28 protein-coding genes are annotated in these 25,459 nt (G+C 70.8%); 12 read left to right on the top strand and 16 right to left on the bottom strand.

Features of this window, described 5'->3' with window-relative positions; genetic code table 11:
- Nucleotides 1–43: 43 nt before the first annotated feature.
- Together J4557_RS34750 and J4557_RS34755 are read right to left on the bottom strand one after the other, a co-directional pair.
- The gene (locus tag J4557_RS34750) at nucleotides 44–922 is read right to left on the bottom strand and encodes an NADP-dependent oxidoreductase (protein WP_208271015.1); all 879 of its coding nucleotides are present in this window, start codon (nucleotides 920–922) and stop codon (nucleotides 44–46) included.
- Complete coding sequence (locus J4557_RS34755) at nucleotides 858–2,147, bottom strand: MFS transporter (RefSeq protein ID WP_208271016.1); 1,290 nt, start codon at nucleotides 2,145–2,147, stop codon at nucleotides 858–860. Before J4557_RS34755 ends, J4557_RS34750 begins: the two co-directional genes overlap by 65 nt.
- 80 nt (nucleotides 2,148–2,227) lie before the next feature.
- Here J4557_RS34755 and J4557_RS34760 point away from each other — a divergent pair, with 80 nt between their 5' ends.
- Complete coding sequence (locus tag J4557_RS34760; RefSeq protein WP_208271017.1) at nucleotides 2,228–2,632, top strand: MerR family transcriptional regulator; 405 nt, start codon at nucleotides 2,228–2,230, stop codon at nucleotides 2,630–2,632.
- 88 nt (nucleotides 2,633–2,720) lie between these two features.
- Here J4557_RS34760 and J4557_RS34765 read toward each other — a convergent pair whose 3' ends face one another.
- From J4557_RS34765 to J4557_RS34775, 3 genes are read right to left on the bottom strand one after another with little or no spacing between them, the layout of a single operon-like run.
- Nucleotides 2,721–3,863 (bottom strand): MEDS and STAS domain-containing protein, encoded by a 1,143-nt coding sequence (locus J4557_RS34765; protein WP_243776816.1) that lies wholly within the window; start codon nucleotides 3,861–3,863, stop codon nucleotides 2,721–2,723.
- Nucleotides 3,860–4,339 (bottom strand): RNA polymerase sigma factor, encoded by a 480-nt coding sequence (locus tag J4557_RS34770; protein WP_208271018.1) that lies wholly within the window; start codon nucleotides 4,337–4,339, stop codon nucleotides 3,860–3,862. The genes J4557_RS34765 and J4557_RS34770 overlap by 4 nt, the downstream gene beginning before the upstream one ends.
- Nucleotides 4,329–4,652 carry a hypothetical protein gene (locus tag J4557_RS34775; RefSeq protein WP_208271019.1) on the bottom strand — a complete coding sequence of 108 codons (324 nt, stop codon included), beginning with the start codon at nucleotides 4,650–4,652 and terminating at the stop codon, nucleotides 4,329–4,331. The genes J4557_RS34770 and J4557_RS34775 overlap by 11 nt, the downstream gene beginning before the upstream one ends.
- Nucleotides 4,653–4,814: 162 nt before the next feature.
- On the opposite strand from J4557_RS34775, the gene J4557_RS52240 reads away from it, so the two are divergent.
- Nucleotides 4,815–4,964, top strand: coding sequence for a transposase (locus J4557_RS52240; protein WP_372442565.1), 150 nt, complete (start codon nucleotides 4,815–4,817; stop codon nucleotides 4,962–4,964).
- Nucleotides 4,965–5,513: 549 nt separating this feature from the next.
- Here J4557_RS52240 and J4557_RS34780 read toward each other — a convergent pair.
- Entirely contained in the window at nucleotides 5,514–6,566 is a 1,053-nt protein-coding gene (locus J4557_RS34780) for a DUF2776 family protein (RefSeq protein ID WP_208271020.1), read from the bottom strand.
- A gap of 721 nt (nucleotides 6,567–7,287) precedes the next feature.
- Between J4557_RS34780 and J4557_RS34785 the strand changes: the two genes are divergently transcribed.
- The gene (locus J4557_RS34785) at nucleotides 7,288–7,842 is read left to right on the top strand and encodes a FluC/FEX family fluoride channel (RefSeq protein ID WP_208271021.1); all 555 of its coding nucleotides are present in this window, start codon (nucleotides 7,288–7,290) and stop codon (nucleotides 7,840–7,842) included.
- On the top strand, nucleotides 7,839–8,210 hold the full coding sequence (locus J4557_RS34790) for a fluoride efflux transporter FluC (RefSeq protein ID WP_243776817.1): 372 nt from the start codon (nucleotides 7,839–7,841) through the stop codon (nucleotides 8,208–8,210). The genes J4557_RS34785 and J4557_RS34790 overlap by 4 nt, the downstream gene beginning before the upstream one ends.
- 115 nt (nucleotides 8,211–8,325) lie before the next feature.
- Here J4557_RS34790 and ureC read toward each other — a convergent pair whose 3' ends face one another.
- The 8 genes from ureC to J4557_RS34830 form a co-directional block, all read right to left on the bottom strand.
- A complete protein-coding gene (gene ureC, locus J4557_RS34795; RefSeq protein ID WP_208271022.1) occupies nucleotides 8,326–10,047 on the bottom strand; it encodes an urease subunit alpha in 1,722 nt (573 codons plus the stop codon).
- A gap of 105 nt (nucleotides 10,048–10,152) precedes the next feature.
- The gene (locus tag J4557_RS34800; RefSeq protein WP_208271023.1) at nucleotides 10,153–10,461 is read right to left on the bottom strand and encodes an urease subunit gamma; all 309 of its coding nucleotides are present in this window, start codon (nucleotides 10,459–10,461) and stop codon (nucleotides 10,153–10,155) included.
- A 186-nt stretch (nucleotides 10,462–10,647) separates the two neighbouring features.
- On the bottom strand, nucleotides 10,648–11,637 hold the full coding sequence (locus J4557_RS34805; RefSeq protein ID WP_307800385.1) for an urease accessory protein UreD: 990 nt from the start codon (nucleotides 11,635–11,637) through the stop codon (nucleotides 10,648–10,650).
- Nucleotides 11,619–12,254, bottom strand: a complete 636-nt coding sequence (ureG, locus tag J4557_RS34810; RefSeq protein WP_208271024.1) for an urease accessory protein UreG — start codon at nucleotides 12,252–12,254, stop codon at nucleotides 11,619–11,621. The genes J4557_RS34805 and ureG overlap by 19 nt, the downstream gene beginning before the upstream one ends.
- A 25-nt stretch (nucleotides 12,255–12,279) precedes the next feature.
- Nucleotides 12,280–12,987 (bottom strand): urease accessory protein UreF, encoded by a 708-nt coding sequence (locus J4557_RS34815; protein ID WP_307800386.1) that lies wholly within the window; start codon nucleotides 12,985–12,987, stop codon nucleotides 12,280–12,282.
- A complete protein-coding gene (gene ureB, locus J4557_RS34820) occupies nucleotides 12,965–13,363 on the bottom strand; it encodes an urease subunit beta (RefSeq protein ID WP_208271025.1) in 399 nt (132 codons plus the stop codon). The genes J4557_RS34815 and ureB overlap by 23 nt, the downstream gene beginning before the upstream one ends.
- Complete coding sequence (locus J4557_RS34825) at nucleotides 13,272–14,186, bottom strand: sirohydrochlorin chelatase (protein ID WP_208271026.1); 915 nt, start codon at nucleotides 14,184–14,186, stop codon at nucleotides 13,272–13,274. Before J4557_RS34825 ends, ureB begins: the two co-directional genes overlap by 92 nt.
- Nucleotides 14,183–15,163, bottom strand: a complete 981-nt coding sequence (locus J4557_RS34830) for an urea transporter (RefSeq protein WP_208271027.1) — start codon at nucleotides 15,161–15,163, stop codon at nucleotides 14,183–14,185. Before J4557_RS34830 ends, J4557_RS34825 begins: the two co-directional genes overlap by 4 nt.
- 249 nt (nucleotides 15,164–15,412) lie before the next feature.
- On the opposite strand from J4557_RS34830, the gene J4557_RS34835 reads away from it, so the two are divergent.
- Complete coding sequence (locus J4557_RS34835) at nucleotides 15,413–16,624, top strand: ammonium transporter (protein WP_208271028.1); 1,212 nt, start codon at nucleotides 15,413–15,415, stop codon at nucleotides 16,622–16,624.
- Nucleotides 16,625–16,775: 151 nt separating this feature from the next.
- Here J4557_RS34835 and qcrA read toward each other — a convergent pair whose 3' ends face one another.
- Nucleotides 16,776–17,903, bottom strand: coding sequence for a cytochrome bc1 complex Rieske iron-sulfur subunit (qcrA, locus tag J4557_RS34840; RefSeq protein ID WP_208271029.1), 1,128 nt, complete (start codon nucleotides 17,901–17,903; stop codon nucleotides 16,776–16,778).
- Nucleotides 17,900–18,733: a cytochrome bc1 complex diheme cytochrome c subunit gene (gene qcrC, locus J4557_RS34845; protein WP_208271030.1), complete on the bottom strand. Its 834-nt coding sequence runs from the start codon at nucleotides 18,731–18,733 to the stop codon at nucleotides 17,900–17,902. The genes qcrA and qcrC overlap by 4 nt, the downstream gene beginning before the upstream one ends.
- Before the next feature lie 135 nt (nucleotides 18,734–18,868).
- On the opposite strand from qcrC, the gene J4557_RS34850 reads away from it, so the two are divergent.
- The 7 genes from J4557_RS34850 (at nucleotide 18,869) to J4557_RS34880 (ending at nucleotide 25,278) form a co-directional block, all read left to right on the top strand.
- Nucleotides 18,869–19,510: a cytochrome c oxidase subunit II gene (locus J4557_RS34850; protein ID WP_208271031.1), complete on the top strand. Its 642-nt coding sequence runs from the start codon at nucleotides 18,869–18,871 to the stop codon at nucleotides 19,508–19,510.
- Entirely contained in the window at nucleotides 19,507–21,171 is a 1,665-nt protein-coding gene (locus J4557_RS34855; protein WP_208271032.1) for a cytochrome c oxidase subunit I, read from the top strand. The genes J4557_RS34850 and J4557_RS34855 overlap by 4 nt, the downstream gene beginning before the upstream one ends.
- Entirely contained in the window at nucleotides 21,168–21,752 is a 585-nt protein-coding gene (locus J4557_RS34860; protein ID WP_208271033.1) for a hypothetical protein, read from the top strand. Before J4557_RS34855 ends, J4557_RS34860 begins: the two co-directional genes overlap by 4 nt.
- Nucleotides 21,749–22,258, top strand: a complete 510-nt coding sequence (locus J4557_RS34865; protein WP_208271034.1) for a cytochrome c oxidase assembly protein — start codon at nucleotides 21,749–21,751, stop codon at nucleotides 22,256–22,258. Before J4557_RS34860 ends, J4557_RS34865 begins: the two co-directional genes overlap by 4 nt.
- The gene (gene qcrB / locus J4557_RS34870; protein WP_208271035.1) at nucleotides 22,255–23,808 is read left to right on the top strand and encodes a cytochrome bc1 complex cytochrome b subunit; all 1,554 of its coding nucleotides are present in this window, start codon (nucleotides 22,255–22,257) and stop codon (nucleotides 23,806–23,808) included. Before J4557_RS34865 ends, qcrB begins: the two co-directional genes overlap by 4 nt.
- A 136-nt stretch (nucleotides 23,809–23,944) precedes the next feature.
- Entirely contained in the window at nucleotides 23,945–24,307 is a 363-nt protein-coding gene (locus J4557_RS34875; RefSeq protein WP_208271036.1) for a YrhK family protein, read from the top strand.
- Nucleotides 24,308–24,627: 320 nt separating this feature from the next.
- Nucleotides 24,628–25,278, top strand: coding sequence for a TetR/AcrR family transcriptional regulator (locus J4557_RS34880; RefSeq protein WP_208271037.1), 651 nt, complete (start codon nucleotides 24,628–24,630; stop codon nucleotides 25,276–25,278).
- The last annotated feature ends 181 nt before the right edge of the window (nucleotides 25,279–25,459 follow it).

Raw genomic sequence — 25,459 nt, forward strand, 5'->3', positions numbered from 1 at the left:
CTTCCGTCAGTGATTGCGGGTCATCGGCGAAGGGCGGGATGCTTCAGAAGGTGATGAGGATCTTGCCGAGCAGGCCACCGGCTTCGTAGCGCTCGTGGGCGGCGCGGATGTCGGTGTACTGGTAACGGTCGGCGATCCGCAGGCGCAGTTCCCGGGTGTCGACGAGGTGGGCGAGGTGGGCCAGGTCGGTGGCGTTCTCCTGGACATAGCTCTTGCGGGCGCCGGGCACATCGGGCAGCGGGTGGTCGGCGATGGAGACGTAGCGTCCTCCCGGGGTGAGGGCGGCGCCTGCGTCGACGCCGGCGGTGTCGAGGATGACCGGGTAGCGGTCGTGGGGCAGGTCGTCCGGGCGGTGCCAGACCTGCTGTGCGCCGAGGTCCCGGGCGGCGTGTTCGTGTCCGGGCCGGGAGACCAGGGCGTCGACGTGGGCGCCGGTTTGACGGGCGAGTTGGACGGCCAGGCCGCCGACCGCCCCTGCCGCGCCGATGACCAGGATGCGCTCGCCGGCGGTCAGCTCGGCGGTGCGCAGGGCCTGCAGGGCAGTCACTCCGGCCAGGGGCAGGGCCGCGGCTTCCGCCAACGGGATGGAGGCCGGTGCGGCGGTCACCAGATGGCCGGGCAGAGCCACGTGTTCGGACCAAGTGCCGCGGCCGGTGGCGATCTGCGCGGACATGGCGATCACGGCCGTGCCGACCTGGTGGGCGGGGTCGGTGCTGGCGACGATCCGGCCGGACAGGTCCCAGCCGAGGGTTGCCGGCAGCGGCGGGCCGACCTGCCAGGCGCGGGTCTTGCAGTCCACCGGGTTGAGGCTGCTGGCCGTGGTGCGGATGAGGACTTCGCCGACGGCGAGGGCTGGTTCAGCGATGTCGTGGACGGTCAGGACGTCGGGGCCGCCGTGGCGGTCGATCTGGACGGCATGCACGGTCAGGAAGGACCTTCCAAGGGGGAATAGGGCGGACGTTCAAGCGGCGGTGGAGACCGCAGCCTTGTCGGCGGGTGACGCGGTGCGGGTGCGGGGCAGGATCAGGTAGGTCAGGGCCAGGCCGGTCAGGCTCAGCACGGCCCCGGCCAGCCCGTTCCAGCGCAGCGCGCCCCCGGCCACGAGGAGCCCGCCGAGGGCGGAGCCGGCGGCGGCGCCGAGGTTGAACGCGCCGACGTTGACGGAGACCGCCAGGGTCGGTGCCGTCCCGGCGTGGCGCAGGATCAGACCTTGCAACGGGGGCGATGGTGGCGGTGGCGAGCAGGCCCAAGGCGAGAACGGCGAGAACGGCGGTGGGCCGCGAGGCGGCGGCGAACGGCATGGCCGCCAGCACGCCGGTCAGGCCGCCGAACACCCCGCGCACGGTCGCGGTCATGGATCTGTCGGTCAGCTTGCCGGCGGCCAGGTTGCCCAGGAAGCTGCCGGCGCCGTAGGCGAGCAGCAGGGCTGAGACGGCGGCCGACGAGAAACCGGTGATGCGGGTGAGCAGCGGTGCGATGAAGGTGAACACGACGGAGACACCAGAGAAGCCGACCGCGGTGGTGGCGGTGGCCAGCAGCACCGGTTTGCGGGTCACGACGCGCAGTTCGTCACGCAGGCTCATGGCCGGCGCCTGCCGCCTGGGAAGCACCAGGGCCAGCGACGCGACGGAGGCCAGCGTGAGCACGGTGAGCACCGCGAACGGGGCGCGCCATCCGGCGGCGTGTCCCAGCAGCGATCCCAGGGGAACCCCGAGCAAGGTGGCCACGGTGAACCCGGAGGCCACGGTGGCGATCGCCGAGCCGGTCCTGTGCTCGGGCACCACGCTGGTGGCCATCACCAGGGCCAGCGCCAGGAACGCGGCGTGGCTGAGCGAGGAGACCACCCGTCCAGCCAGCAGCAGCGCGAACGTCGGGGCCAGGGCGCTGAGCGCGCTGCCCGCGGCGAACAGCAGCATCAGGCCGATCGCCAGTCCCTTGCGGGGCAGCCGTGCGGTCGCCATGGTCACCAGGGGGCCGCCGATCACCACCCCGAGCGCGTAGGCGGTCACCGCCTGCCCGGCGGTGCCCTGGGAGACCCGGAGGTCCGCGCCGATCTCGGGCAGCATGCCCGCGACCAGGTATTCCGACGTACCGACGACGAAGACGCTCGCGCACAGGGCCGCGAGCGAGACGGCGCTTTTACTCATGCCCGGAACGCTAGACTCTGACATCGATGTGAGAGTCAAGCGGCGTTACCCGTCGGCAAGGCATCGGTGAGGAGGGCCGCGTGCGGATCGGTGAACTGTCCCGCAGGACCGGCGTGCATGAACGGCTGCTGCGCTACTACGAGGAGCAGCGGCTCCTTCACCCCGCGCGGCGCCCCAGCGGCTACCGCGAATACAGCGAGGCCGACGTGGACACCGTGCGCCGCATCCGCAGCCTGCTCGCCGCCGGCCTGAACACCGCCACCATCGCCACGATCCTCCCCTGCCTGCGCGAGGAGGACGAACGCCTCGTGCCGACCTGCCCCGACCTCGTCGCCGACCTGTACAGGGAACGCGAGCGGATCACCAAGGCCATCACCGACCTTCAGGTCTCCCGGTCCTCGCTCGACGCCGTCATCGCCGCCGCACCCGCCGACATCGCCGAACGCGCGATCAGCGAAGCGACGGCCGCCGCCTTCAGACGGTAACTGCCACCACCTGCCCCGGGTAGCGCTGACGGTGCGGCCAGAGCATCTGGCTTCCCACCGCTGTCAACAACGTGTTGGCCAACAACACCTAGTGCCCTGGTTTGTGCTCGGCCTTCTCCTCGCTCGCAGCCTTCGAGCTTCCGGTCGAGGCGGCATGACTTCCGTCGATCCAGTCCCCGGCTTCCTTCCCTCGCGCCAGTCCGGGTAGCCGGTGCCAGCCGACCATCTCGATGACGTTCTCCACGTCCGGGGGCAGGTGGTCGAGCACCAGCGGCTCGCCAGCCGGCTGGACGGCGGCGTGCCGCGCCAGCAGGTTCAGGCCGCCGAGGTCGATGAAGCCGAGGTCGGCGAAGTCGAGATGGACGCGCCGCCGCGTCATGCACACCTGCGCGAGCTGCTCAGCGAACACTGCGTACCGGGCGGCGTCGAGTTCCCCTTCAAGGCGCAGCCCGTTCGGCTCGAACGTGCGGACGATCTTCAGGATCCCATCGTCGAACTCGGGGTTCACTTCCACGAGCACCTCGTGCATGTCCCGCAGGGCGGCAAGCTCGTCGGGCGGGCACGCGTGCCGGTCGATCTGGCAGATCGCCATCGCCATCGTGCTGGACGAGACGGCGTCGCCGACCCCGTGCTCGCAGCCCAACATCTCGGCGATGTCGGAGCGCCCGGGCTCGCTGAGCAGCCAGCTGTAGTCGGTGGTCAGCCGGACGGCGCGGAAGCCCTCGCCGAACGCCGCGTCCACCTCCCGGCCGATCGTCTCCACAATCCGTCCGGGCTGGAAGGCGCCGCGCCGGTCGAGGCAGGCGTCGCGCCGGGCGATCACCCGGAGCTGGCCCGTCCTGCTGTAGGCCTGCACGTCCACGCGGTGCCGTGGGCCGATGCCGGGCAGCCGCTCGGCGGGCGCGTCGGTCACGTAGACGACCTTCTCGTTGGTCTCGAGACCCTCCCGGACGAAGCGGCCGATGACCCTGTCGCGCTCTTCATGGCTGCCGTAGGCCAGCAAGCCGTGATCTCCCGGACTCATGGCGCTGACGGATCGTCTGGTTGCCCGCGGTGGGACCGATGCCTGCTTTTCCCTGGCCTCTTCGAGCACAGCGGCGAGCCCTGCGGGCTGATCGACCGTACGTCGCAGCGTCTCGGCCAGTTGCGCGTCCGACGTGGAGAGCAGCGAATCCAATTCGGCGTCTGTGAGGAGAGGCGACGGTTCTGCATCATGGTGATGGCTCATCATGGTGTCCCCCTCTCCGGTTGCTCTGCCAGCAGCTTCTTGAGCCGCTCCCGTGCTCGTTGCAGCGCTTTACGGACGTTGTCGGCGGTCAACCCGAGTTCGCGGGCGATCTGCTCAGGCTCGTATCCGTCCAGATGCCACGCCATCACCTCCCGCTGTCTGACCGGAAGCATCGCCAGCGCTGCCAGCACCCGGTCGCAGCCGGCCGCGTGATCGGCCGGGTCGACTGCGGGCGTCGATGCAAGGTGACGCTGTTCACTCAGGCGGTCGGCCTTCTTAGACTCCCGGTAGTGGATGCGGGAAGCGACGCGGCGAACCCACGCGCGGGGATGGGTGATCCGGCTCCATTGGATGTAGGCCTCGACGAAGGCTGCCTGGGCCACGTCTTCCGCGGTCGACTGCTGGGCACCGAGTCTCATGACGAACCCGACAAGCTCGTTGTAGTCCTGCTTGAAGTACTCGCTGATCTCATTTTGCACGGGGGTGTTCCAGCCACCCTCCGGCGACTGCCTGGCACCGTCCGTCGCCGGACTGTTGGGACAGCGCGGCCAACAGTGGGACGGTCAGGTCGTGTGGGGGCATGCGCTCCCCGACCTCGATCACGAGAAGGCGGCCGTCCAGGACATCGATGAGGCGGCCCTTGGGGGCGAGCCGTCGCACCATGGCCTCGCGGGTGCTCATCCGCTCTCGGTGGAGCCGCTCCAGCGAGCGCGTCCGTAACCACGTCGTAACCACGCCCGCGACGATGGTCGTTACGACCACCGCCGCACCGATCAGTGTTGGATCTCCCATCTTGACCCACCTCCCTCAGTCCGATCGCCTGCCGGTCGGCAGCGGTCGAATTGGCTCAGTTGACAGTGGTGAGTGGGATCGAGATGAGACGTGCGTGACGCTCCGGCCACAAAAAGTTGAGAAGGGCGCCTCCGGGGGAGGATTCTCACACCGAGGAGAAGAATCTCCCCCGAACGCAGGAAGTGCAGCAAGCTCCATGTACTGTCCGACGCCGCCGGGCTGCCACTGGTGGTCGCGGTGTCGGCGGCCAACGTTTACGACAGCCAGGCGCTCAAGCCCGCTGCTGATGGTATTGCCGGCGCTCCGAACTGACGTGACGCACCGACCGTGTTCGCTCGTTGTTTGCTCGTATGTCGCGGAACAGCGCGGCAGGGGCCGGCACAGGGCAGCAGCAGTGTCGGCCGTACCGCGGAGAGAGCGGCACAGAACCGTACGGGTCGACAGGCAGCCGGCACTGGGACCGTGGTCATGCAGGGGTCTTCTAAACCGACGGTCGCGGGTTCGAATCCTGCCGGGCGCGCCACCCCCGACCAGGGTAAACGTGTGCTTACACACGAAGATCCACGCCCGATGTGCCCGCACACCGGCTCGCTGTTCGCCCGGATGTCGCCACCGTGTCGTCAGTACTGGCGAGCTGATCGGCCGGCCCGGCTCACGAGCTCCCGTCCAGGCGGTGCCTGAACAGCCCGCAGGGCCGGGTTCGTCGGCCTGGTCGGACCGAACGGTGCCGGCAGGTCGACGCTGCTCGTCCTGCGGGCTCGTCTCGCCCGGCTCCGGCACGATCCGCGTTCTCTCGCCGCCGTGACGCCGGCCACCCGACCGCTCAGGAACACCCTTCAACGGGCACTCGTGACCCGTCCATCAGCTGGTGCCGGACTCCAGGATGGAGACGATGGAGAACAGCGAGAAGCAGATGCAGCCGAGGCCGACCAGGACCCGGGCCGCGACGAGCACTGCCGGATCGGCCGACTCGAAGAGGAAGGCCGAGAGGAACAGGCAGAGCAGGGCCGTACCGACCGGGATCAGCGGAACCCGGTTCGCCAGGGGCGCCTTCCGCCGCCAGACGAGCGCGAGCAGCAGCACCTTGCTGAGGATGCTCCAGCAGATGAGCCCCAGCCCGATCAGGACGTACGCGGCGGCCAGTTGGGCGGGTCGCGTGTGCACGGAGATGACGATCAGTGCCCACACGATGCCGACGGTCCCCAGGGCGGCGGCCGATCCGGGCCAGAGAAGGCGCTCCCGCGGGGTGTAGGTGTTCTGGATCTGCCGCAGGATGCTGGCCACCAGGCCGATGAGGCAGGTGCAGACGAGCGCCAGACCGATCATCACGTGGGCGGCGGTGAAGCGCCCCGCCGCGGCTCCGCCGCCTCCGCCCGCCAGCAGGACGAAGGCCCACACCCAGGTGGCCAGCGCGGCGAGGACCGGAAGCGCCGTCAGGGCCCGGGCCGTGAGCGGGTCGAACGGCGCCGGTGAACGTGGCGGCGCGCCCTCGGCCAGCGCCGAGTTCTCGCCGATCAGAAGGAACCGGGTGGAGACCGTGGCCACGCACGAGACGCACACGCAGACCATGCCGACCCCGAAGAGCACGTGCCCGGCGACGAAGTCGGGCGGCGGTCGGGGGGATCCGGAGAGCAGGGCGAGCCCGTAACCCGTGGGGATGCAGCCGACGGCGACGGCGAACACCGGATAAAGCAGCCTGTCCAGGGCGGTGTAGCGGTCGATGAGCTGCCTGATGATCGCCGCCGCGGTGGCGAACAGGCAGGCGCAGATGGCCGCCAGGAATATGAGGACCAGGCCCGCGACGCGTGCACTCGGCCCGGACGCATGCGCGAGCACGTATCCACCCAGTGCCGCTGATACGGCACCCATGAGAACGGGTACGGCTCGGAAGAGGACGCTGATCTTGTAGTTCATCCGGGCTCCCGTGCAACGCCGTCAGGAACCTTCACCGTGCGGGTCCCGCCCGGCCGCCACTGGGATGTCTTCGGATGGGACCATTGCGGGTCCAGAAGAAGACGACGGGCAGGGTGACCGCGAACTGCCATCGGCCCAGCGCGGCAGACGAGCGCATGTTCACCCTTTCGAGCAGGCCGAAGACGAGCCGACACCAAGCTCGATTACCCCCGAGCCGGACCAGCAAAAGAGCGTTCCATCAAGGATCGATCAAGTCGGCGCGAGAGGCGGTCGGCCGCGAATCGGCAGCCGATCGGCCCGGGTCCGTGCAGGCACGGGGACCACGGCCCCATGCCCACACGGGCCACATACCCGGATAAGTCTGGCAAGCACCCCGATGTCATCGCTATATCGAAGTTCACGGCACCGCCGATTCGGCAACACGCTGCTACTTCAGGCCCCTCGCCTTTCCCCTCTTGAAACAATGTGCGAATGCCTGACGACCGGTACCCGTGCTCCGCTTCCGCCATTACTGCCCTACTCGCGACAATTACGGGCTCGCCCGCCGCGCCGACCTCGACGTTCACTACCGCGGCGGGCTCGAGTCGTCCGCCGAACCGACCCGGTTCGGCCCCGGTGACCAGCCCGTGACCGGGGCGGCGGCGATGGCCGTCCGGCGCGTCCCGCCAAGCTCCCCCGCTCCGGGCCGGCACCGGCCGGAAGCAGCGGGATCGGTAACGGCGTGAACGGCGTACAGGACGCGGACGGCCCCGGGCACCGCCTGCATCATCTGTACCGGCGCGAGCGCGCCGAGGCCGCCGCGCTCCACAAGGGCACCGGCAAGCCCCCGCCGCCGGGGCTGGGGCCGCGCGTCCTCGCGGAGGTCGCCGCAGGCGGCGCGCTCGGCGCGCTCGCCAGGTACCTGATCAGCGAGGCGATCCCGGTGCCCGCCTCCGGGTTCCCCTGGAACACCTTCACCGTCAACATGCTCGGATGCGTGGCCATGGGCGTGCTGACCACGTACCTGCTCGGCGGGAGGCCGCACCCGTGGATCCGGCCGTTCGCGGTCACGGGCTACCTGGGCGGCTTCACCACGTTCTCGCACCTCATCGACGGCGTCTACGGACTCGGCCACGGCGGCGACCCGGGCCTGGGCATCGGCTACGCGGCCGGGAGCGTCGTCGCCGGATGGATCGCGATCGTCCTCGGGCTGGCGCTCGGGCGCAGGATCCCGCGCCGCCCGCGCGGCGGCGCCGGAGGCGGCGGAGACGACCGGCGCGGCGGAGGGCGGGCATGACGAGCCTCCTGGCGATCGTGCTGGTCCTCGCGGGCGGCGCCGTCGGCGCCGTGTGCCGCTACATCCTGGACGGCTACGTCAAGGCCGCCCTCGGCAAGGCGTTCCCGTGGGGCACGCTCTGCGTCAACGTCCTCGGTGCGGGCCTCCTCGGCGCGCTGCACGGCGCCGGAACCGGCACCTACGTCGAAGCGCTCCTGGGAACGGGCCTGTGCGGTGCGCTGACCACGTTCAGCACCTTCGAACTCGACACCGTCCACCTGATGCAGGACGGCGCGTACGGCCGCGCCGCCGTCAACGCCATCGGCAGCCTGCTCCTGGGTTTCGCCGCGTACCTGGCGCTCCACACCCTTCTCGGCCACCTCGTCTGATCGCGGCGCCGCCCCGGAGTGCCGCCCGGTGGAGTGCGGATGACAACAGAGGCGTCGCCCGCCCACCGCTCCGGGCGCGGGCGACGTCCCGCAGGTCCTCGGCGGTGCTCTTCGGTCAGGTGAGGAAGAACAGGCGGTTGAGCGGCAACTCCCTGGCCGGTTCGATGTGGGCGGGTTCGCCGTTCACCGACACCTTGTACGTTTCGGGGTCGACGGCGATGTCGGCGACCGTCGAGTTGCGCACCATGTGGCGCTTGTCGACCGTCCGGCACTGGCGGATCGGCCGGATGAGCCGCTGCAGGCCGAGCCTCTCGGGCACCCCCGCCTCGATCCCGGCCTGGGACATGAAGGTCACGCAGGTGCCCGACAGGGCGGCGGCGTGGGTGCCGAAGGTGGGCCGGTAGTAGACGGGCTGCGGCGTGGGCAGGGACGCGTTCGGGTCGCCCATCTGGAACCAGCTGATCAGGCCGCCCTTGATCACCATGAAGGGCTTGGCGCCGAAGGAGTGCGGCTGCCACAGCACCACGTCGGCGAGCTTGCCGTCCTCCAACGATCCGATCTCGTCCGCCATGCCGCTGGCGCGGGCCGGGTTGATGGTGACCTTGGCCAGGTAGCGCAGGACCCGGAAGTTGTCGTTCCGGGAGGAGTCCTCCGGGAGGGCGCCCCGCTTGTCCTTGTTGTGGTGGGCGATCTGGAAGGCGCGGGTGACCGATTCGCCGACCCGGCCCATCGCCTGCGAGTCCGACCCGATGATGCTGATGATGCCGAGGTCATGGAGCACGGTCTCGGCGGAGATGGTCTCGCCGCGGACCCGGCTGTCGGCGAACGCCACGTCCTCCGGCACGTCGTAGCTGAGATGGTGGCAGACCATCGTCATGTCCAGCAGTTCGTCGACCGAATTGGTGGTGTAGGGCAGCGTCGGGTTGGTGGACGCGGGGAGGATGTTGGGTTCGCCGGTCACCCGCAGGATGTCGGGAGCGTGCCCGCCGCCCGCTCCCTCGGAGTGGTAGGTGTGGATCGAGCGGCCGTTGATCGTGTTGATGGTGTCCTCGACGAAGCCCGCCTCGTTGAGGGTGTCGGTGTGGATCGCGATCTGGATGTCGTAGGCGTCCGCGACCGACAGGGACGTGTCGATGACGGCGGGCGTGGTCCCCCAGTCCTCGTGGACCTTCAGCCCGGCGGCGCCGGCGCGGATCTGCTCCTCCAGCGGCGCGGGCAGGCTGCTGTTGCCCTTGCCGTAGACCCCGACGTTGATGGGGATGTCCTCGAAGGCCTGAAGGATGCGGGCGAGGTTCCACGGGCCGGGGGTGCAGGTGGTGCCGCGGGTGCCGTCCGCGGGGCCGGTGCCGCCGCCGACCAGGGTGGTGATCCCGTTGCTCAGCGCGTGGACGGCCTGCTCGGGCGAGATGAAGTGGACGTGGGTGTCGATCGCGCCGGGGGTGGCCACGAGGTTCTCCCCGGAGATCACCTCGGTGTCGGCGCTGATGATGAGGCGCCGGTCCACGCCGTTCTGGGTGTGGGGGTTGCCGGACTTGCCGATCCCGACGATCCGGCCGTCCTTGATGCCGATGTCGCCCTTGACGATGCCGATCATCGGGTCCATGACCACGGCGTTGGTGATCACCAGATCGAGCGCCACCGCGCCGGTCGACGCGGGGTCGCTCGACATGCCGTCGCGGGCGGTCTTCCCGCCTCCGTACTGGGTCTCGTCGCCGTAATGGCCCTCGTTATGGTCCTTTTCCACTTCGACGACGAGGTTGGTGTCCCCGAGGTGGAAGCGGTCCCCCACCGTCGGACCGTACATCGACGCGTACTTCTGCCGACTCATGGAGGTCATTCGATTGCACCTTTCCTGGAGAAGATACTTTTGTGCGCCTCGTGCTTCCGCGGGCCCGGCGGCCCGAGACCGCTCCGGCGGACGGCCGGGTGATCCGCGGGCCGGCTACTGCGCGCCGATCGGGTCGTGGCAGGAGATCAGCTTGGTGCCGTCGTCGAAGACGGCCTCGACCTGCAGCAGCGGCAGCATCTCGCGGACTCCGGGCAGCACCTTGTCGGGCCCCAGCACCTGCTTGCCCAACTCCATGCAGTCGGCGACGGACTTGCCGTCCCGGGCGGCCTCGACGACCTCGTGGGTGATCAGCGCCACCGCCTCGCTGTAGTTCAGCTTCAGCCCGCGATCGCGCCGCTTGATGGCCATCTGCGCGACGGTGAAGATGACCAGGCGGTCCATCTCTCGTGGCGTGAGATTCACCGGCGATCCTTTCGATGAGTATGTACGGAAAGACCCCAGGCGGCGGTGCCGACGTCTCGCGGGCATGAGCCGTGGACGATATGGCCGCGAGCCGGACGGAAGGGCGACCCGATATCCTGATCTCCGTTATCGCGCACCGGAAAGCCAAGGGCGCCTCATGACTCCCCAATGATCAAGTCGCCGCGGTCAGCGGCCGGCGGGGTGCTCCGGCGCGGGTACGTCGAGCAGCAGCCGCCGCACCGCGTCCCACGTCCGGGCGTAGGCCGAGTCGACCTCCGGGGACCGGTCGCCGAGCATCCGGGCCCATGCCCCGCAGCCGCCGGGCAGCACGCTCGCGCCGCCGCGCAGCCCCGTACCGGCGATCGCGGCGTTCATGGCGCCGGCGACCTCGCTCGCCGGCGCCATCTCGGTGACGACGTACAGGGTGGCCATCACCCCGAAATCGGCCAGCACGGCGGGACCGGTCACCGCACGCTCACCGGGGACGAGCCGGAGGGGATCCGCGAACAGGAGGCGGCCTTGGCCGTCCCGGACTTCCAGGTCCGTGCAGTACGCGGAGTAGGCGTGCCGTTCGCCGCGCGCGAGCCGTCCCGCCATCAGCTTCTCACCCAGGACGACCGTCGCGCGGGCGCCGACGGTGACGTTCATCTGCTGGTAGAACCGTGAGTCGCCGAACGGGATCGTGGTCGCGGGCAGGTACTCGACGTAGCTGTCCGGCCCGGCCTTCAACTCGACGACCTGGGTCGCGTAGTCGTGTTCCATCCGGTACAGGCGCGTGGCGGTCTGGGTCGTGAAATGCGCCGACGTCCCCGGCCCGCACTCCAGCCCGATGCGGTAGCGGTCGCCCTGGAGCACCCCGCCCCCGGACGACAGGAACATGACGTACGGCATGTCGGGCAACGCGGCGTCCAGGAGCAGCGGGCGGGCGATGTGCAGCGGCGCCTTCTGGTAGCGGCGGGTCAGCTCGGTCCGCCCGCCCGCCAGCGCGAATCCCAGTTCCAGCACGCCGACCTTGCCGGCCGCGCCGACCGGCAAGGTGTCGGGAACCGCCGCGTACCGCGCCACCGCGGGCGGAACCCGCTCCGGAGCGCAGTGCGCCGGGGTCGTCCGGTCGGGCCGGACCGGGCCGGCGGTGTCCGTCACCGGCCCGCCGGAGGTCATCCCGCCGGTGAGCACAGCGCCTCCCGGCGTCCCAGCACGAAGTCCGCGACCTCCGGGACGCCGGTTCCGGTGAGGCAGTTGGTCAGCACGACCGGGCCGTCGCCCCGCACCGCGCGCGCGTCACGTTCCATGACCGACAGGTCGGTGCGCACGTACCGCGCGATGTCGATCTTGTTGATGACGAGGAGGTCGGAGTCGGTGGTGCCCGGGCCGCGCTTGCGCGGCATCTTCTCCCCCTCGGCGGTGTCCAGGACGAACACGTACACGTCGGCCAGGGCCGGGCTGAAGGTGAGGGTCAGGTTGTCCCCGCCGCTCTCGAACAGCAGCACGTCGATGTCGGGGAAGCGGTCGAGCAGCTCGGCCGCCGCGGCCAGGTTCATCGTCGGGTCGTCCCGGACGGCCGTGTGCGGGCAGGACCCCGTCTCCACGCCGACGACCCGCTCGGCGTCCAGCATCCCGGCGAGCGTCCGGCGGACGTGCTCCGCGTCCTCCTGCGTGTAGATGTCGTTGGTGATCACGCCGGGGCGGTGGCCCCGGGCGACCAGGAGCGGCACCAGCGCCTCGATGAGGGCGGTCTTCCCCGACCCCACCGGCCCGCCGACGCCGACCTTGTACACCTCTTCCAGTTCCATGTCGTCCCCCTGGACGTCGATCGGATCAGGTGGCGAACAGGCGCGCCTCGGCCCGTTCGTGCTCGGCGGCGACGGCGTCCGCGGCCGGGAGCGAGGCGTGCAGGTCCCGCGGGTCGCGGGCGGCCAGCGCCGCGTCCGCCGCCGCGACCAGCTTCGGCCGGACCTCCCGCAGCAGCGCCTGCGCCCGCCGGAAGTCGATCCGGCCGAGCCGCACCGCCGCCGACGTGCACCCCGCCGCGAACGCGTACAGGTCACCCGCCACGGCGTTCCGCGCGGGCACGCCGAGCCCCGCGTGCACGGTGCCCACGACGACCGCGTGGTTGCCCGGCGTCGCACCGTCCGCGACGAGGCGGGCCAGCCGGGCCGCCGTGGCCGAGCCGAACGCGGGAGCGGCCGTGTCCAGCACCTGCCGCCCGGTGCGCACGGAGGCCGCCCGCTGCTCCCGGTTGAGCTTGATCGCGTGGAGCCTGCGATCGGTCTCCACGAGCGCGTCCCAGTCCCCGGCGGTCACCGCCCGGTGCGCGAGCACCAGCGCCGCCGCGTCGGCGGTCCCGGCGGCCCGCACCAGGTCGCGGATCAGGTCGTACAGGCCGTCCACGCCGAAGGCGCGGAGCTGGAAATGGCCCTCCACCCCGTGCGACAGGGTGTACAGACCGCTGGGGAATCCGGAGTCGGTCAGCTGCAACTGCGCCAGCAGCGGCTCCAGCGCCTCAGTGGTCGCCGGTCGATGCACCGTGCGCCTCGGTGTCCTGGTATCCCCTCTTGCGCAGCCGGACGAGCGCCTCCCTGCGCGCGGCCGAGGAGCGGACGCTCCCGTCCAGCAGCCCGCCGAACCCGACGATGCGCAGCCCGCCGCCGTACTCGACGAGCTGCACCTCCTTGGTGTCGCCGGCCTCGAACCGGACGGCGGTGCCCGCCGGAATGTCGAGCCGCATTCCGAAACTCTTGTCGCGATCGAAGCTCATCGCCCGGTTGACCTCGAAGAAATGGAAATGCGAGCCGATCTGGACGGCCCGGTCACCGGTGTTGTGCACGGTCAGCGTCTCCCGGCGCTGACCGGCGTTGAGCTCGATCTCCCCGTCCCCGAACATGTAACCGCCGTTCGCCATGCGCGGTCTCCTCCCCCGGTGTCGTCCTCGTGAATTCCGGCAGATCGTCGTGACGGTGCGGTGCGTCCTCCCCGCCGTGCCCGTGGCCATGCCCGTGCCCGTGCCCGTGGCCGTGTTGCGCGGCCGCGGCGAGGCCGTCGTCGCGGTTCCGGCTCCACCGGCGCTCCGCCTCGGCCGCGCGGTCGCGGACCAGCGCCGTGAGCGCCGCCGTTCCCAGCAGTGGCCCGGCGACGCGGTCCGCCGCGGGGCACGGCGGGAGCGGGACCAGCGAAGCGGGCACCAGCACCACCTCACCGGCACCCAGCCGGCGGCAGCGCTCCACACCCTCGGCCACGTCCGGATCACCCTCCGTCAAGGCGACCTCTACCCAGCGCACGGGCAGATACCGCCTGACCAGCCGTGCGACCTTGAAGAGTTCCGCGTCCGCCTCCGGGTCCGCCGCCCGTGCCACCAGCAGCACCGCGGCGCGGGAGTCCCCGTCGCGGATGTCCCCGTCGCGTACGGCCCGCAGGACCGCCGCCCGGATCCACCCGATCAGGTGCGTGATCGTGCCGAGCGGCGGGGCGAGCAGCAGGTCGCCCGGCCGGTCGCGCCCCGCCCAGGCCAGCGTCTGCGCGGCCGTCGGCCCGAGAACGGGGTCCCGGCCCAGCGTCATCGGCACCACCACGGCGCGCGCACGGTCTCGCAGGGCGGTCCTGAGTCCCCGTCCGGGGTCGTGGATCCCCCCGGCGCCGGGCAGGGGAACGCCGCCCCGCGGGACGTGCGCGGGAAGGCTCTCATGCCCGCCGACCATCAGCACGGCGCGGCCCCCCGGCCCGGTCACGCGGTCCGCCGGAGCCTGGACAGGGTCGGCACGGCGGCCAGGAAGACCCAGGTGACCAGGACGAACGGCCAGGTCAGCGCATGACCGCCGATGATTCCGAACGTGTTGGTGATGGCGGGCGTCGTCACCGCGGCGGTCGCCGCCCCGATCGCCGCGTAGCCGAGGGAGACGGGCCCCAGCGCGACGAACGTCCCGGCCAGCGCGATTCCGGTCAGCACCGCGTTGTAGCCGTACAGGCCCGCACCGAGGTTCGCCGCCTGCGCTCCGAGCCACCAGCCCATCAGCAGGCCGATCAGGCTCGCCGCGCACGCGACCGCCGCGACCGTCCTGCTCGAGACCGCCAGGCCGACCAGGAAGATCAGCCCCACGTACCACTTGTCCTGGAAGAAGATCTGCCCGAACCCGTTGAAGAAGCCGTGCCAGACGTCCGTCCACGAGACCGCCGTGCCCGGATGGGCGACCGCCGGCGCGACGTTGCGCGGATGGCGGACCCACACCCGGTGGAAGGACGGCGCCGCGATCAGCATCAGCAGCGTGACCACGCAGAACGGCGCGGTCAGCGCCGGCAGGTCGTACGACTTGAGCAGGACGTTCAGCGCCGAGTTGACCATGCTGGCCCCGATCGCGGCGCCGATGACCACGAGGGCCGTCACCCAGCTCGTTCCGAGGTACAGCACCAGGCCGACCCCCACGAGCGTCCCGGAGAACCCTTCGAGACCGGCCGAGATCCGGTCCCGGGGGACTCCGAGCAGCCACGCGGTGAGGGTGGCCGTGACGCAGCCGAGCAGCCCGAAGGCACCGAACTGCCATCCGCCGACGAAGAGGGCGGCGAGAAAGATGAGCCCGGTCCAGTGGCCGGGCTGGAAGTCGACCTGGGCCACACCCCGGAGGATCGCCAGGACTCCGTCCCTGATCCGGTCCGCCGGCGGGCGCGGCGGCTCACCGCGCGCGCCCGCCGACGTCGGCGGTGAGTCCATGGACGCCTCTCCTATCGCGGAATGGACCGCATGGCGATCGACGGCGCCCCATGCGGAGGACGGCGCCCCATGCGGAGGACGGCATCCAGCAGAGTTCCCCGAAGGCCAATGCCACAACAACCCGCTGCCGCCAACGTTTGGTCAAGTCCAGAAATCAGGAGTTTGCCCCATCCTGGCCGTGCAACAAATAGGACTGAAAGCATCCCCGCCGCGATCCCGGCGAGGCAAGAAACGACCGATAGGCCCGATATGTCGACCGGTCTCAATACGGGCGATTCCGCCTGGTTGATGGCGAGCACGGCGATGGTGCTCCTCATGACGCCGGGGCTCGCCTTTTTCTACGGCGGCATGGTCCGTTCGAAGAACATGCTGACGATGCTCTATATGAGCTTCATCTCCATCAGCCTTGTCACGGTCCTCTGGTTCCTCTATGGATACGGAATGGCGTTCGGCAAGGATCTCGGCGGTCTGGGACTTCTCGGCTGGGGCGACTGGCGCCTCGGGCACATCTCCCCCGAGGCTCTGCAGGGCCGCATCCCGAAACAGATCTTCGTCTGCTTCCAGTTGACCTTCGCCATCATCACGGTCGCGCTGATCAGCGGTTCGATCGCGGGCAGGGCCCGGTTCGGGCCGTGGATCCTCTTCGTGATCGTGTGGGTGACGCTGGTCTACATCCCCGTCGCCCATTGGGTCTTCGCCGACTCCGGCTGGCTGAACAGATGGGGAGTGATGGACTTCGCCGGAGGACTGGTCGTCGAACTGAACTCCGGTATCTCCGGGCTCGCCATGGCGATCGTACTGGGGCCGGGAATCGCCTTCCGCCGCCGCGAAGGACCCCGTCCGGGCAACATCCCGTTCGTCATGCTGGGACTCGGCCTCCTGTGGTTCGGCTGGTTCGGCTTTAACGCCGGCTCGGCGCTGAACGACGGCGTGCTGGCGACCCGGGCGTTCATCAGCACGATGATCGCGGGCTGCGCGGGGATGCTGACCTGGCGGCTGGTGGAGTGGATCCGCTTCCGGCATCTCACCAGGCTGGGCTCCACGAGCGGCGCGCTCGCCGGACTGGTCGCCATCACCCCGTCCTGCGCCTTCCTCAGCGTGGAGGGCGCCCTGGCAATGGGAGTCGTGGCCGCCCTGGCCTGCACCTACGCGGTCGAGTTGAAGCTCGTCGCCGGATACGACGACACGCTCGACGTCGTCGGCATCCACGGGGCGGGCGGCATCGTGGGAGTGGTGGGGCTCGGCTTCCTGGCCACCGGCTGGGAGAAGGGCTCACCGGGACTGTTCTACGGCGGGCCGGTCTCGGTCCTCGGCAAACAGGTCGCCGCGATGCTCGCCGTGGGCGCCTACGCATTCCTCGTCACCTACATCATCGGCAAGGTCATCGACCGCTTCTTCCGGATCAGGACGACCGAAGAGGAACAGGCCCGCGGGCTGGACGCCGGATTCACCGCTGGATGACCCCTGAGATTCGGCCGCCATTCCGGGCATGGTGCTGACTTCGATTAAGGGCGGGTCCGTGGTCGTTTAGGTGAACGGGCCTCGTCTGCGGACCCCCCTTGCAGGTGGGGGTGCCGGTCAGGGAAGCAGCGCCGCTTAGCTGCGGCGACGGTCAGGACGAGCGCAGTTCCCAGAAGGACGGCCCGACCGGTTCGATGAAGTCGCCGGTGGCGATGAGAAAGCCTTCGCCGTCGATCCCGATGGGCAGTTGCGGGAGGGCGCGGTCGGCTGGCCCGAACACCGGCCGGGCCCACTCGGTGATGAGGAACTCCGACTGGTGGCACGGGCACATGCTGATGTTGTCCAGCGGGTCGTACTGCGGTGTGGCGCAGCCGAGGTGCGTGCAGATCGCCGAGAAGGCGTAGTAGTCGCCGTGGTTGAAGTTCTCCTGGCCGCGCTTCTTGCGGACGTCCGCGCCGGGCTGCAACCGGAACAGCATCACCGGGACGTCCGCGGTGATGTCGACCTCGTGGAGGCGCTCCGGGTCGGTGCCGTCGGAGAGCCGGTAGGGGTAGACGGTGATCATCGAGCCGGGTTGCAGGTCCTCGGGGCGGACGCGCCTGACCTCGCCGGAGACGGTGGTCCGGTGCCGCAGGTAGACGGTCTCGCCGTCGCTCGGCGCCCACAGGGTCCTCCGGAGCGCGCTGGGCCGCCCTTTCCAGGGGTTCCGGACGAAGAATCCGACCGTGAGGACTCCGCCGATGACGCCCGTCAGGCCCAGGGCCCCGAGCGCGGCCCATCGGACGAGCGGGCGGCGGCCCAGGCCGGTGTCGGCGGCGGCGCCGGCGATCTGGGCGGTCGCGGTGCGGCGGGTGAGGTCGTCGGACGGCCCGTCGTGGCGGCGCTGCACGGCGATCTCGTCCGGGACGAACCTCTTGACGTACAGGCCGGCGCCGATGCCGAGGGACAGGACGGACGTTCCCGCGAAGAGCCCGATGAGGGGCGTGTAGAAGAGGCGGATCGTATGGTCGCCGGCGGACGGAGCGACATAGTCGTGCGGCCATACGACGTACACGACCACGAACGCGACGGCGGACAGGGCGGAGAGCACGAGCCATGCGAGGACCGCTCGTTCCGACCGCTTCTCCGGCGGCTTCGGCGTGCGCGAGACGACGGTGACGTCTTCGAGTTCGGCGGCGAGCTCGGCCAGTTCGCCCCGGCTCATCCGGGAGAGTTCGCGGTCGCTCGGCAGGGGGCGTCCGGCACCGCCGGCGGGCGCGCCGGAGGGCTCGTCGCTCACAGCCTGGCCCCGAGCCAGACGGCGATGAAGAACAGCGTGGCCAGCCCGACGGCGAAGGCGCTGAAGCCCTCGGTGACCGGGCCGATCTCGCCGAGGTCGAATCCGCCCGGCGCGTTCCGCTGCCCGCGCACCGACAGGACGTAGCCGATGATGTCCTTCTTCTGGCCGGGGGTGAGGTCGCGGTCGCCGAAGACCGGCATGTCCTGGGGGCCGGTGAGCATCGCGGTGTAGAGCTGCTCGGGACCGGACTCCCGCAGCCACGGTGCGAACTTCCGGCCCGGCATCGGCCCGCCGCGGCCGGTGAAGTTGTGGCAGGTGGCGCAGTTGGCGCGGAACAGCTGCCCGCCCTCGGCGGTGTCGCGGCCGACCAGCGCGCCGCCGTGCTCGGCGGGGAGTCGCGGGCCTCCCCCGCGCGCCTGGACGTAGGCGCCGAGGGCGAGCAGGTTCGCGCGCCCCTCGGCGGTCTTCGGATCCAGTTCGCGGACGGGCGGTTTGCGTTGCGCGACGCCGCTGTTCCGAGCGCGCGGCATCCGGCCGGTGGAGACCTGGAAGTACACGGCGGCCTCGCCGGTCCCGGCGATGCCCGGTCCGCGGCGCGGAATGCCGCGCAGGTCGGCGCCGTGGCAGCTCATGCAGTTGGTCTCGTAGAGGCGCTGCCCGGTGGACGGCGGCGGACCGCCTTCGGCCGCGGCGTGCCTCGCCTGCGGGACGAGCAGGACGTACAGACCGCCGGTCACCAGCAGGCCGAACAGCAGCACGAGGGCGCGCGCGGCTCTGCCCGGCCGGCGCGGTAGGCGGAGATCGCGGACGCGCGGACCCCGACGCGCCATCTCCACCTCCCGTCCACGCGGCTCCCCCGGCCCTACCCGCGATCACCGCTTCGACGCCGCGATGTACGCTGTCCGTGATCAGTTCATCACAACTGGTGATGATTCCCTGCCGGGGGCGCCGTGAAGTTCCGCGAAGTGTTCGATCAGGTGATGGCCATCTGGGCGTCCACCGCCGGGGCCGTGTTCCTCCTCGTCACCGGTGTCATGCTCGTCGCGGTGGTGCGGAACCGGGCGCACCGGCGGCACGGCGTCGCCTTCCAGGCCGACAAGAACAAGAAGCTCGAACTCGGCTACGTGGCGGTCCTCGCGGCGATCGTCGGCGCCCTGTTCACCGGCAGCTTCGTCGCGAACGGGCGGCTGGACGGCGGCGAGGGGCCCGTGACCACGGCCGCCGCGGCTCCCGGCGCCCGCATCGACGTCACGGCGTACCGCTGGTGCTGGGACATCGCCTACCGCGGCACGCGGGTCGGCGTGACCGGCGAGTGCAGGGCCGGGCGGTACCCGACGCTCGTCGTCCCCGCCGGGCAGCCGGTGGAGTTCGATCTGAGGTCGAAGGACGTGATCCACGCGTTCTGGCTGCCCGACTTCGCCGTGAAGCGCGACATCTTCCCCGACCACGTGAACAGGCTGCGGATGACGTTCCCGCATGAGGGACGCTGGCGGGGGCGCTGCTCGGAGTACTGCGGGACGCACCACTGGACGATGGACTTCTACGTGCAGGCCGTCTCCCCCGAGAAGTACGGGCAGTACCTGGCGGGCGGCGGGGCGCCGGTATGACGGCGAACACCGAAAAGTCCGCCGCCGTCGAGCCGGACGCGGGCCGGCGTCCGGGCCCCGTCGTCGACTGGCTCGCCAGCACCGACCACAAGCGCATCGGGCTCATGACGATCGGCACGGCGACGCTGCTGCTCCTGGTGGCGGGCGTGCTGGCCCTGACGATGCGGACGCAGCTGGCGCAGCCCGGAATGCACGTGCTGACCAACGACCGGTACGACCAGTTCTTCACGATCCACGGCTCGATGATGATCTACCTGGTCCTCACGCCGTTCGCGATCGGGATGGGCCTGTACCTGGTCCCGCTGCAGGTCGGCGCACCGAACGTCGCCGCGCCCCGGACGACGATGCTCGCGTTCTGGCTGTACCTCATCGGAGCGGTCCTGATGCCGGCAGGGTTCCTGACCGGCCCCGGCGCCGCCGACCAGGGCTGGTACTCCTTCCCGCCCCTGGCGAGCAGCCGCTACTCGCCGGGCCCGGGAGTGGACCTGTGGCTGGCGAGCGTCGCCCTGACGGCCGTCGGCATGCTGGTCATGGCCGGGACGGTGCTGTGGACGGTGCTGCTGAAGCGCACCAAGGGCATGACCATGATGCGGATCCCCGTCTTCAGCTGGTCGACCGTCGCGACCAACCTGATGGTGATCGGCGCGTTTCCGTCGCTGCTGTTCGCCGTCGGCATCCTGGTCGCCGGCCGCGCCGACCCCGGCCTGTTCGACCACAACGCGTGGAACATCGGCTACCAGCACCTGTTCTGGTTCTTCGGGCACCCCGTCGTCTACGTCATGTTCTTCCCGTTCCTGGCGGCGGTCGCGGAGGTGCTGGCCACGTTCGCCGGGCGCCGGTTCTTCGGCTACAGCGCGTTCGCGCTGTCGCAGCTGGGGTTCGCGGCGCTGTCGATGAGCGTGTGGGGGCACCACATGTTCACCACCGGTCAGGCGACCAACGACTACTACTCGCTGACGTCCATCGCGCTGATCGTCCCGGCGGGCGTCGAGTACTTCGACATGCTCGCCACCCTCGTCGGCGGGAGGCTGCGGTTCCCCACCCCGATGCTGTTCGCGCTGGCGTTCATCCCGCAGTTCCTCGTCGGCGGCCTGACCGGGATCATGGTCGGCACGCCGGCGCTGGACTACCAGATCCAGGACAGCTACTTCCTCGTCGCGCACTGGCACTACACGCTGGCCGCCGGCAGCCTGTTCGGGCTGTTCGCCGGCATGTACTTCTGGTTCCCCAAGGTGACCGGCCGGATCCTCGGCGAGCCGCTCGGGAGGGCGCACTTCTGGCTGTGGGTCGCCGGCACCAACCTGACGTTCCTGCCGATGTTCTGGCTCGGGCTCCACGGGATGCCGCGCCGCGTCCCGACGTACCTGCCCTCGGACGGCTTCACCACCGGGAACCTGGTCTCCTCCGCCGGCGCCGCGCTGCTCGGCGTCGGAGCGGTGGTGTTCATCGTCAACGTCGCCGTCACGCTGCGCCGCCCTCCGGACGCCCCGGACGACCCCTGGCAGGCTCACACGCTGGAGTGGGCGACGTCGTCGCCGCCACCGCGATGGAACTTCGACGTCCGGCACCCGGTCCCTCCGGTGCGCAGCCACGCCCCGCTGCTGGATCTCCGCGAGAGGGAACGGGAGAAGGAGGGCAAGGCCGAAGCGGGCACCGGATGAGGCCGTTCCCCGTCGTCGCCGGATGGGCGGCGGCCGTCCTCGGGCTCGCGCTCGTCCATCTGGCGTTCGGGCCGCCGCCGCTGCCGGTCGGGATCTTCGTCGGAGCGGCCGTCATCGTCGCCGCGTTCGGGCTCGCGGTGCGGCGGTCCCTCCGGGCGGGACGGGCCGGGCCGCAGCTCCGGCAGCCGGTCGGCGCGGGCGCCTCGGTCCTGGCGGCGATCACCGTCGGCGTGGTCGTCATCTGCGCCGTCTACGGCTGGTGGTCCGCGCCGACCGGCGTCCCGGCGCTGCTCGCGCTGTACCCGCTCGGGCTCGCGGTGTGGCTGCTGCGCGGCGAGCGGCTGCGGCGCGGCGAGCGGCTGCGGCGCGGCGCGCGCCCGGAGCCCGTCGTGCCGGACGACGCCGAGCCCGCAGGCCCGCCGCGCGCCCTCCACCGCGGCTCCGGCCTCGACGCCGGGACGGTCGAGGCCGCCGACACCGCCGCCGGGCCGGAACGGGAGGCGCCGAAACCGCCCTGGTGGGCGCGCGCCGCGGCGCTGGCCCTGGCCGGGGCGCGCGCCCTCCGCGGGAGGCGCCGGTGAGCTGGCACATGGCGCACATGGCGGGGATGGGGCTTCTGGTGGCGGTGGCGGCGCCGGCGGTGACGATCCTGCTGGCCCGGTTCGCGCCGGGAGCGGACCGCTGGGCCGTGCCCGCCTGGGCGGCCCTGCCCGGCTTCGTCCTGCTGCACGCGGCGGTCACGGTGTGGCCGGACCACCGCGACCACATGCCCATGGGCCCGTCGCCGCACGACGCGGTGCCCGCGCTGGTCCTGCTGGCCGGGGCGGTCGCGTTCTGGGCGCCGGTGCTGGGCGTCCGGCGGCGGCTGCCGGACGCGGGCCGGACGCTCTACCTGTTCACCGCCATGCCGCTGCTGGACCTCGCAGGGGTGTACCGGGTCGCGTCCGGCGACCAGGCCGGCGGCCTGTCGATGATCGTCGGAATGCTGCCGATGGGACTCGCCATGGTCGTCATCACCTGGAACTGGATCGGCTCGGAGGAGCGCCGCGCCGCGCTCGCCGAGACGCCCGCCGGAGCGGACCGATGAGGCTTCCGCGCCCCGCCCGCCTGCTCGCCGGGCGCGCCGCCAGGGCCGCGCTCGACGGACTGGACGAGCGCTACCGCCTGTTCGGCCGGGTCCGCAGGGAGTCGTCCCGCGTCACGCCGTCCCACCACTCCTTCTTCTGGGGGCGGCTCGCAGCGGTCTCCTTCGCCGTCCTGCTGCTGTCGGGGATCGTCCTGTCGCTGTTCTTCGTCCCGGACAAGGCCGACGTCGTCTACCACGGCCCGTACGGGAACCTGCGGGGCGCCCACGTCTCCCGCGCGTACAAGTCGGTCCTGGACATCACCTTCAGCGTGCGGGGCGGGCTGCTGCTCCGGCAGGTCCACCACTGGGCCGCCCTGCTCTTCCTCATGTCGATGACGCTGCACATGGCCCGCACCTTCTTCACCGGCGCCTTCCGCAAACCACGCGAGACGACCTGGCTCACCGGCGCCGTCATGCTCATCGTCGCGCTGGTGGAGGGCTACACCGGCTACGCGATGCTGGACGACCTGCTGTCCGGGCAGAGCGTGCGGATCTTCTCCGGCGTGCTGCTGTCGATCCCGCTGTTCGGCACGTGGCTGCACTGGATGGTGTTCGGCGGCGAGTACGAGGGCGACCTGTGGCTTCCCCGGTTCTTCTTCGGCCACGTGTTCGTGCTGCCGGCCGTCCTCGGCACGCTGATCGCCGTGCATCTGGGACTGGTCTGGTACCAGCGGCTCACCCACATGCCGGGGCCCGGGGCGCGCGAGCACACGATCGTGGGGTTCCGCGCCGTCCGGCACTTCGGCGGCCGGACGCTCGCGTACGCGGCCTGCGCCGTCGGCGTCATGACGATCATGGGCGGGATCCTCCAGATCGAGCCGGTCTGGCTCTGGGGCCCGTACTCCCCCGCGGAGGTCTCCACGTTCGTCCAGCCCGACTGGTATCTCGGCTACGTCATCGGTGCCTTGAAGCTCTTCCCCGCCTGGACGATCCACCTGGGGCCGTACACCGTCCCGGCCCCCTTCTGGCCGGCCGCGGTGATGCCGCTCGGCATGCTGTTCCTGCTGGCCGTCTACCCGTACGCGGAGCGGGTCACCACCAAGGACCACGGGCTGCGCAACCTGCTCCAGCGGCCCCGGGACGCCCCGGTCCGCACCGCGCTCGGCGTCTTCGCCGTCACCTTCTACCTGGTGCTGATGGTGTGCGGGGCGGACGACTTCCTGGCGTCCATGTTCGAGGTGCCGTTCGAGTGGATCGTGTGGGGTGGGCGGGTCGGGGTGTTCGTGGTGCCGCTCACCGCCGCCGTAATCGCGTATCGGGTCTGCGCGGGCCTTCGGCGCAGGGACGCGGACGCGCTGGAGCACGGCGTCCCCACCGGGCTGCTGGAGGAGCGGCCGGACGGAACGTTCACGGAACTGCGAGTGCCGCCTGGCGGCGTCGACGAGGAGGGCCGCCCGATCCCGCTGGCCTACGGCGGTGTGCCCGTCACCCGGCGGGTGCCGCCCGGACCCGAACGTCGGACCGGCGGGAACTCCGCGTCCGGCACGCAAGGCGGCCACGATCGCGGGTAGTGCGGCACCGCACTGCACCGTTCAGGACGCCACCACGGTCGCGCTGGGAGTGAGGCGCCGGGGGCTCGCTTCGGCGGGGCGGCCCCGGTCGTCGGCGGGAGTGTTTCTGCCTCGTCCTCTCGGTAACGGCTTCATCATGAAGATCCTCGACCCGATCCTGAACGACCTCACCCCCCGTCATCTTGAGATCTTCTGGCGTTACCAGGTGGTCCGCACGGGGGTCGATTTCGGTGCCGCCACCTGTTTCGTCGTCGGTAGTGTCTTCTTCTACGAGGCGCTGTCCCTTCCGGCCGACTGGCTGTTTCTCATCGGCTCCGTACTGTTCGCCATCAAGCCGACCATCGACATGGTGCGGTCGGCCCACCTGGCCAGGCTGCCGGCCGACGGCACCGACCGATCCCCGGCGGCGCACCCCGGGCGGAGCCGAGAGCGCCTGCGCGATGACCGGCCCGAGCCGGCCACCAGTTCCACCGCGGCGGAAGGCCCGGATTCCGCCTGAACCCTGCGCCGTTCCATGCCCGACACCGGTCGGTGTGTCGGTCGGCAAGGCCGCGATTAGTACTGCCGGCGCTACGAGGGACGCCCTGACCGGTGCTCTGCGCAACGCCCGTGCCGCCGGGCTGACCGTGGAGGTCGGTGGTACCACGACCGGCTCGGTGACCCGCTCCTCGTGTGGCCGCCGGCAGGGACGAGCTCGTTGCCCGGACGGGGGTCGGCCGTCCAGGATGGATCGGCAGGGCTCCCGATCGGCTTGCGCTGCCGTCGCGGATCGGCAGGGCGGGCTCGTCGCGCGGATCGCCCCGGGGAGGAGATGGCTGCATGGGCTCTCGGCCGGGCCGCGGCCCGTACGCGAAGTCGGCGGGGGTCCGGCGCCGGGTGCTGGAGGCGTGCGTGGACGCCTTCGCCCAGACGGGTTTCTACGGCGCCACGATGAAGGACGTCGCCAGGCGGGCGGGCATCAGCTACACGGCGAGGCCACCTCACCCGACCATCCCGCCCACGCGTACTACACCGACCGGTAAGGACCAACTGGTGACCCGCACCCCCAACGGACCCATCCTCGACACCTTCACGCCCTACGGGAACATGATGCTGATGCAGTCGAAGATGAAGGACACCCGGGTGTCCGCAGTCTCCGGCAGCCTCAAGGGCGACAACGGCGTCTACGCGCTCGCCGCCAAGGACAGGACGGGCGCCTCCCTGATGGTGTGGAACTGGCAGCACACCCACACCGACAGCTATCGGGCGACCATCGACATGTCCCGGCTGCCGGCCGACCTCCGGCACGGCAAGGTCCGCCAGCGCACCTACCGGATCGACCAGACCACCAGCAACTACTTCACCAACCCCGCCACGGCCGGCCTCCAGATGGTCGACCAGAAGACCATCACCCCTGGCAAGACCTACACCCAGGCCATCGACCTCGACCCCAACGCCATCTACCTGATCACCCTGGAACCCATGCGGTGACCGCGACCGGTCCCGGAGCCGGTAGCTCTCACGGCTCGCCGGGCGTCACCTGCCCGGCGACCGCCCGCGTCGGAGCGTGCCTTTCCTTCGCAAGACGGCCTGGCCCTTACCGGCACTCGTTCGACGAATGGACGAGAGTGCAAGGGCGACGATCGCTCAGCAAAGGCGGTCGCGATTATCG

It is taken from the genome of Actinomadura nitritigenes (assembly GCF_017573545.1).
GTDB lineage: Bacteria > Actinomycetota > Actinomycetes > Streptosporangiales > Streptosporangiaceae > Spirillospora > Spirillospora nitritigenes.

What these genes read in the sequence shown, in the direction of transcription:
- J4557_RS34875 (WP_208271036.1), top strand. Translation starts at nt 23,945, where the DNA reads ATGAAGATCCTCGACCCGATCCTGAACGACCTCACCCCCCGTCATCTT.
- J4557_RS34835 (WP_208271028.1), top strand. Translation starts at nt 15,413, where the DNA reads ATGTCGACCGGTCTCAATACGGGCGATTCCGCCTGGTTGATGGCGAGC.
- ureG (WP_208271024.1), bottom strand. Translation starts at nt 12,254, where the DNA reads ATGGAACTGGAAGAGGTGTACAAGGTCGGCGTCGGCGGGCCGGTGGGG.
- J4557_RS34780 (WP_208271020.1), bottom strand. Translation starts at nt 6,566, where the DNA reads ATGAACTACAAGATCAGCGTCCTCTTCCGAGCCGTACCCGTTCTCATG.
- J4557_RS34790 (WP_243776817.1), top strand. Translation starts at nt 7,839, where the DNA reads ATGACGAGCCTCCTGGCGATCGTGCTGGTCCTCGCGGGCGGCGCCGTC.
- J4557_RS34860 (WP_208271033.1), top strand. Translation starts at nt 21,168, where the DNA reads ATGAGGCCGTTCCCCGTCGTCGCCGGATGGGCGGCGGCCGTCCTCGGG.
- J4557_RS34880 (WP_208271037.1), top strand. Translation starts at nt 24,628, where the DNA reads ATGGGCTCTCGGCCGGGCCGCGGCCCGTACGCGAAGTCGGCGGGGGTC.
- J4557_RS34765 (WP_243776816.1), bottom strand. Translation starts at nt 3,863, where the DNA reads ATGATGAGCCATCACCATGATGCAGAACCGTCGCCTCTCCTCACAGAC.
- J4557_RS34855 (WP_208271032.1), top strand. Translation starts at nt 19,507, where the DNA reads ATGACGGCGAACACCGAAAAGTCCGCCGCCGTCGAGCCGGACGCGGGC.
- ureC (WP_208271022.1), bottom strand. Translation starts at nt 10,047, where the DNA reads ATGACCTCCATGAGTCGGCAGAAGTACGCGTCGATGTACGGTCCGACG.
- J4557_RS34755 (WP_208271016.1), bottom strand. Translation starts at nt 2,147, where the DNA reads ATGAGTAAAAGCGCCGTCTCGCTCGCGGCCCTGTGCGCGAGCGTCTTC.
- qcrB (WP_208271035.1), top strand. Translation starts at nt 22,255, where the DNA reads ATGAGGCTTCCGCGCCCCGCCCGCCTGCTCGCCGGGCGCGCCGCCAGG.
- qcrC (WP_208271030.1), bottom strand. Translation starts at nt 18,733, where the DNA reads ATGGCGCGTCGGGGTCCGCGCGTCCGCGATCTCCGCCTACCGCGCCGG.
- J4557_RS34775 (WP_208271019.1), bottom strand. Translation starts at nt 4,652, where the DNA reads ATGGGAGATCCAACACTGATCGGTGCGGCGGTGGTCGTAACGACCATC.
- J4557_RS34830 (WP_208271027.1), bottom strand. Translation starts at nt 15,163, where the DNA reads ATGGACTCACCGCCGACGTCGGCGGGCGCGCGCGGTGAGCCGCCGCGC.
- ureB (WP_208271025.1), bottom strand. Translation starts at nt 13,363, where the DNA reads ATGGCGAACGGCGGTTACATGTTCGGGGACGGGGAGATCGAGCTCAAC.